The following is a 5,868-nucleotide window of genomic DNA, read 5'->3' on the forward strand; positions in this document are numbered from 1 at the left end:
CCGAGTGTCACGGTCATCCCGCTCGCGCGTCAGCCGGCCGATCGTCATGTCGCGCCGTCCGAGTTCCTGCATGGCACCGGCCTTGGCGGCGAAGCCACGCTCGGCCTCCTGCTCGACGGAGCGCATGCGCAGGGCAAGCTCGGCACGCAGATGATCTCGATCAGAGGCGATTTCGGCCAGGGAGAGCGGGAAGGCAGCCTCGGCCCGCCTGCGGGCCAGCCTGTCCGCCCGCCGCGCCAAAGCCGGCACCGCCGCCAACGCGAGCAGCGCCGCACAGAGGAAGCCGAGCGCGAAGAGCATGGCGGCTTCGATCAAGACTCAGGTCTCCCGAACGAGGCGTGGACATGGACCGGCATCGAATCTGCCACGCCCGTGCCACGATGGCCAGTTCTCGTCGTCGCCCGCCGGCAGCCAGCCTAGAAAGGGTTCCAGGTCGCCTGCGGGGTGAACTTGAGATAGCCGAGATTGACGCCGAGCCGCCAGCCCACGCCGGTGCGGATCGGGACGACGGTGATGCCCTCCGCCGTCATCGCGGTGAAGCCGAAGCCGCCGATGAAATAGGCTGAGCCATCGACGCCTGCAAAACGCTGGTACAGGGCGTCCACTGCCGGCAGGTTATAGACGAGCATCATCGTGCGCGCACCCTCGCCACCGAAATCGAAGCCGATCGAAGGCCCCTGCCAGAAGACCCGACGATCGCCGGCATTGCGGGTGTAGAGCTGGCCTTCGCCGAAGCGAAGCCCGCCGACGAATGCCCCCGAAGCCTCCTGGCCGAGCACATAGCCGTTCGGCTCGCCCCAGCGGCGCACCGCCTCCTCGATGGTCAGCGCCAGGCCGCGCGAAACGTTGCCGAAGAACTTGTGACCGGAGGTGACAAGTTCGTTCTGCGAGAAGGAGCGCTGTTCGTTGTAATTCTGCGCCAGCGCGGGAATGGACAGGCCGCTCAGGCTGGTGCCTGCAACGGCGAGGCCGCCCCTGATGAGACTGCGGCGGGTCTGGTTCATATGCTAGATCTCCGGACAGCGGGTCCGGCCGGGCCGGACGCCAGAACGGTTTGATCGCCCGGCCGCTCGATGCCGGCATCGGTTGCAAGGCAACCTGTTCCGGGCAGAAGCGAAGCGGGCCGGAAGGCGGGCCGATTCTGGGCTATCCGCCGCTCGCAAGACCACCGAATGCCGGCGTCTGGCGAAAACGAATCAATTTGGTAACCAGTTTGATACGCTGCAAATCTATCCAAGGCGTGAAGATTCCGGCGAGCCGAGCGGCCCGGGACAGGGGCTTGCGAGGATTTGACGCGATGAAGGCCGCAACAAGGCGAGGCATGGCGGTTATGGCCGCCGGCACCGCCCTCCTCTTTTGTGCGGCGCCCCTGGCGATCGCCGACACGAAGACACCTGCGCCGCCGCCGGCCGCGCCGCTGGCGGCGAGGGGATTGCCGACCGGTTTGCCGGACCTCCCTGCCCTCGGGGAAGCGATGCAGCGCGACCTGAACACCGGCCTGGCCATCAACGGGTTCGATCCCGTTTCCTATCGCCTCGGCGGCCGGCCCGCAGCCGGCCAGGCCGAACATGAGCTCATCCACGGCGGCATCGTCTGGCGTTTTGCTTCCGAAGCCAATCTGAGAGCTTTCGAGGACGCGCCCGACGTCTACGCGCCTGCTTTCGCCGGCTTCGATCCGACGGGCGTCGCCAACGGTGTCGCCGTGGACAGCGACCCAAATCTCTTCGCGATCGTCGGCTCGCGGCTCTTCCTGTTCCGCTCCGCCGAAAACCGTCAGCACTTCCTGCAGAACACCGAGCTGATGGCCAAGGCCGACAGCCGCTGGGCCTCGGTGCAGCGCTACGTCGCGCGCTGAGCCCTCAGCAACCGGCGATGGCGCGCCGAGCCAGCGCCTCGCTCGACGCCGCGACGAAAGGCGGGTTGCGGAACTGCCGCTCGATCACGCCGTAATGCGGCAAGGCGCCGTCCAGCGTCATCACGACTCCGCCGGCTGCCGACAGAATGGCGTCACCGGCCGCGATGTCCCATTCCATGGTCTGGCCGCAGCGCACGTGCAGATCCGCCTCGCCCGAAGCGATCAGGCCGAACTTCACGGCCGAAGACACCGGGATACCCTTGCTGCAGCACATCGTCGCGGCGATACCGTCGCTGCGCTTGTCGCCATGGAAGCGGCTGACGAGCGCGACCGGGCCGTCACTCGGAAGGGCGCGCACGCTGATGCGGCGCGCCTCGCTCAGCACGCTGCCATCGGCCGCGAAATCCTGAACATAGGCATGCATGCCGGCGAACCAGAGACGCCCGATCGCCGGAGCCGCGATTGCGCCGGCAATCGGCCTGCCGTCACAGATGACAGCGATCGCGACGCAATAGCTGTCGCCCCCCGCCAGGAACTCGCGCGTCCCGTCCAGCGGGTCGAGCAGGATGAAGACCTCGCCGGGCGCGACGCTGTCGGAGCTTTCCTCGCTGACAATGGCAAAGCCGGGGAACAGCCGCGCCAACGCTTCCTTGGCGGCATGGTCGGCCGCCAGGTCCGCGGAACACACCGGCGAGCCGTCCTGCTTGAGCTTCACGTCACGCGCCGCCCGCTTCGCCAGCAGGACGGCGGCACTCGTTCTGGCAGCTTCCGCGAGTTTCCGTCCCAGCGCGTCGCAGTCGCGCAGGCGGGGATCGTCACGGCCGGTCATGGCTGCCCATCCTTCGAACATTTGGCCTGCATATGGCGATTAACCACATGAAAACCAAGATGACATCATATCAGGCGGCATTGCCGCCCTACCCCCGGCGCATCGTCGATCCCAGGATTTCGTCCCCATGACCGCCATCTCGCTCGACTCGCTCGATCTGGCCGCTCTTCTCTGCAGCCGCGTCTGCCATGACGTGATCAGCCCGGTCGGTGCGATTGTCAACGCGCTGGAGGTCCTCGAGGAAGACGATCCCTCGATGCGTGACTTCGCACTGGAGCTGATCAAGAAGAGCGCGCGCAACGCCTCCGCCCGCCTGCAGTTCGCTCGGCTCGCCTTCGGCGCGGCGGGCTCGGCGGGTGCGATGATCGACCTTGGCGACGCCGGCAACGTTGCCAATGGCTTCCTCAACGACGAGAAGCTTTCGCTCGATTGGGAAGCCCCGCGCGCGCTGCTGCCGAAGAACCAGGTCAAACTCCTGTTGAACCTGCTGATCATCGCCTCGCAAGCCGTGCCTCGCGGCGGAAAGCTGGTGTCGCGCGCCACCGTCGAGGGCGAACAGGGCTCCTTCGAGATCAGCGCCACCGGCTCGCATGCCCGCATCCCCGCCCATGTCGAGGACTTGCTGGCCGGCAACGCGCCGGGCGGAACGATCGACGCGCATGCGGTCCAGCCGGTCTACACCGGCATGGTGTCTCGCGCAGCCGGAATGGAGATCTCGATCGCCATCGACGGCGAGACCGTGACGATCAAGGCGGCAAAGGCGGCCTGATTGCGTCTTCGATGGGTGATCTCAACCGATCATAAACCCATCTGCTGCTTTAGTCCTGCTCGGTTCCGCGTTGAGTGATGGTCCGGCATGGACGAGCTATTGCAAGAGTTCCTGACCGAGACCGGCGAGAATCTCGACACGGTCGATCGGGAGCTCGTCCGTTTCGAGCAAGACCCGAACGATCGGGACATCCTGCGCAACATTTTCAGGCTGGTTCACACCGTCAAGGGAACCTGCGGTTTCATCGGGCTGCCCCGCCTGGAAGCGCTCACCCATGCGGCCGAGTCGGTCATCGGCCAGTTCCGTGACGGTGCGACGGTCAAGCCGAGCGCCGTCACCGCGACCCTGGAGACCATCGACCGCATCAAGGATATCCTCGCCGAGCTTGCCGAGAAGGGGCAGGAGCCCGAGGGCAACGACGAGACCCTGATCGGCGAGTTGCAGGCCCTGGCGGACCATGCGCGCGGCGAACTCCGCCAGACCCGTCCCGCGGCAGAGCCGATCGATCCCGTCGCCGCCTATCTCGCCCGACACGGGCAGACGGCAGGCGTCGCCGCTGCTGCTCCACCGGAGGACATCGTCTTCCGCAGCGCTCCGGAACCGCAGCGCGGGCGCGATGGCCGCATTGAAGGCCGCGAGCCCGTCGCCCCTTCCGAAGCCGGCCCGGCAAGCCCGCGCAGCGGCGGGCCCGCGACCCTGCGCGTCAATGTCGACACGATCGAACATCTGATGACCATGGTCTCGGAACTCGTGCTGACGCGTAACCAGCTCCTCGAAGTCTCACGGCAGCAGGAAGATGCCGGGCTCAAGGCCCCGCTTCAACGTCTCTCGCTGATCACGGCCGAATTGCAGGATGGCGTCATGAAGACGCGCATGCAGCCGATCGGCAACGCCTGGTCCAAGCTGCCACGGATCGTGCGCGACCTCAGCACGGAGCTCGGCAAACGCATCGACCTCGTGACAGAGGGCGCCGACACGGAGCTCGACCGCCAGATTCTCGATCTGATCAAGGATCCGCTGATCCATATGGTGCGCAACTGCGCCGACCATGCGATCGAGCTGCCGGCGGACCGTCGCTCGGCCGGCAAGCCCGAGCAGGGCACGATCCGGCTCAGCGCCTATCACGAGGGCGGTTCCGTCACGATCTCCATCAGCGATGACGGGCGCGGCCTCGACATCGGCCGCATTCGCGACAAGGCCATCTCCAATGGACTGGTCACCGAAGCCGAGGTCGAGAAGCTCAGCGACGCACAGATCAGCCGCTTCATCTTCCAGCCGGGTTTCTCGACGGCCGACAGTGTCACCGCGGTGTCCGGCCGCGGCGTCGGCATGGATGTGGTCAAGGCCAATGTCGACTCGATCGGAGGCATGATCGACATTTCCAGCCGGCCGGGCCTCGGCACCGCCATCACCATCAAGATCCCGCTGACGCTCGCCATCATCTCGGCCCTTATCGTGGTCGCGGGCAGCGACCGCTACGCCATCCCCCAGATCGCGGTGCGCGAGCTGGTGCGGGTGAAGGCCGGCGACGACAACAGGATCGAGGACATCAACGGCGCGCCAGTGCTGCGGCTGCGCGGCCGGCTTCTGCCGATCATCTCGCTGCCCGAGCTTATGGGAGCGCCGAAGACCGGCGGGGGCGAGGGCTTCATCGTCATCACCCAGATCGGCGAACGGCAGTTCGGCATCCTGGTCGATGCCGTCTTCCATACCGAAGAAATCGTCGTGAAGCCGATGTCGAGCAAGCTTCGGCATATCCCGCTCTTCTCCGGCAACACCATCCTCGGCGACGGCGCGGTTGTTCTGATCGTCGATCCCAACGGCGTCGCCAGCCTTGTCGGCGCCACGCTGACCGGCGAATCCGACGACGAGCCGCAGGCCGATACGCCGCTGGTCCAGGGCAACGAAAACGCGACGATGCTGGTCTTCCGGACCGGCGCCGGCAATCTTCAGGCTCTGCCGCTCTCGCTCGTCACGCGGCTGGAGGAAGTCGATGCCGGCCAGTTCGAGCGCGGCGGCGGCCGGATCCTGCTGCATTATCGCGGGCGCCTGATCCCGGTCACGCCGCTCGCCGATACCAAGCTGCGCAGCCAGGGCATCCAGCCGCTCGTCATCGTCTCCGACGGCGAAATGACGACCGCGCTCGCGGTCGAGGCCATCGTCGACATCGTCGAGGACAGCTTCGAGCTGGAAATGGCCACGGCCAGCGAGCCCGGCGTGATTGGCTCCGCCATGATCCGCGGCCGAGCCACCGATGTCGTCGACCTCGCCTACTACCTTCCGTTCAACGAACCCGGCTGGTTCGCGGCGAAGCGCAGCGCGACGCCTGCGAGCCGGGTGCTGCTGGTGGAACCATCCGACTTCCTGCGCGAGATGCTGAGCCCGATCCTGAAGGCCTCAGGCCAGATCGTCACG

5 protein-coding genes and 1 pseudogene are annotated in these 5,868 nt (G+C 66.5%); 3 read left to right on the top strand and 3 right to left on the bottom strand.

Annotated elements, in window-relative coordinates; all coding sequences use genetic code 11:
- A pseudogene (locus tag ACIPIA_RS09150) lies at positions 1–315 on the bottom strand (hypothetical protein); the annotation flags it as partial.
- A gap of 101 nt (positions 316–416) precedes the next feature.
- Complete coding sequence (locus tag ACIPIA_RS09155) at positions 417–1,004, bottom strand: DUF1134 domain-containing protein (protein ID WP_400508753.1); 588 nt, start codon at positions 1,002–1,004, stop codon at positions 417–419.
- Positions 1,005–1,297: 293 nt separating this feature from the next.
- On the opposite strand from ACIPIA_RS09155, the gene ACIPIA_RS09160 reads away from it, so the two are divergent.
- Positions 1,298–1,855, top strand: coding sequence for a YHS domain-containing (seleno)protein (locus tag ACIPIA_RS09160; RefSeq protein WP_400508754.1), 558 nt, complete (start codon positions 1,298–1,300; stop codon positions 1,853–1,855).
- Positions 1,856–1,859: 4 nt separating this feature from the next.
- Here the strand turns inward: ACIPIA_RS09160 and ACIPIA_RS09165 are convergent, their stop codons facing one another.
- Complete coding sequence (locus ACIPIA_RS09165; protein WP_400508755.1) at positions 1,860–2,684, bottom strand: 3'(2'),5'-bisphosphate nucleotidase CysQ family protein; 825 nt, start codon at positions 2,682–2,684, stop codon at positions 1,860–1,862.
- A gap of 127 nt (positions 2,685–2,811) precedes the next feature.
- Between ACIPIA_RS09165 and chpT the strand changes: the two genes are divergently transcribed.
- A complete protein-coding gene (chpT, locus tag ACIPIA_RS09170) occupies positions 2,812–3,453 on the top strand; it encodes a histidine phosphotransferase ChpT (RefSeq protein ID WP_400508757.1) in 642 nt (213 codons plus the stop codon).
- A gap of 87 nt (positions 3,454–3,540) precedes the next feature.
- On the top strand, positions 3,541–5,868 hold a 2,328-nt coding region (locus ACIPIA_RS09175; protein WP_400508759.1), incomplete at its 3' end, for a chemotaxis protein CheA.

Source organism: Allobosea sp. CER48, from assembly GCF_044752385.1.
GTDB lineage: Bacteria > Pseudomonadota > Alphaproteobacteria > Rhizobiales > Beijerinckiaceae > Allobosea.

Coding starts and splice junctions, on each gene's coding strand:
- chpT (WP_400508757.1), top strand. CDS start 2,812: ATGACCGCCATCTCGCTCGACTCGCTCGATCTGGCCGCTCTTCTCTGC.
- ACIPIA_RS09165 (WP_400508755.1), bottom strand. CDS start 2,684: ATGACCGGCCGTGACGATCCCCGCCTGCGCGACTGCGACGCGCTGGGA.
- ACIPIA_RS09155 (WP_400508753.1), bottom strand. CDS start 1,004: ATGAACCAGACCCGCCGCAGTCTCATCAGGGGCGGCCTCGCCGTTGCA.
- ACIPIA_RS09160 (WP_400508754.1), top strand. CDS start 1,298: ATGAAGGCCGCAACAAGGCGAGGCATGGCGGTTATGGCCGCCGGCACC.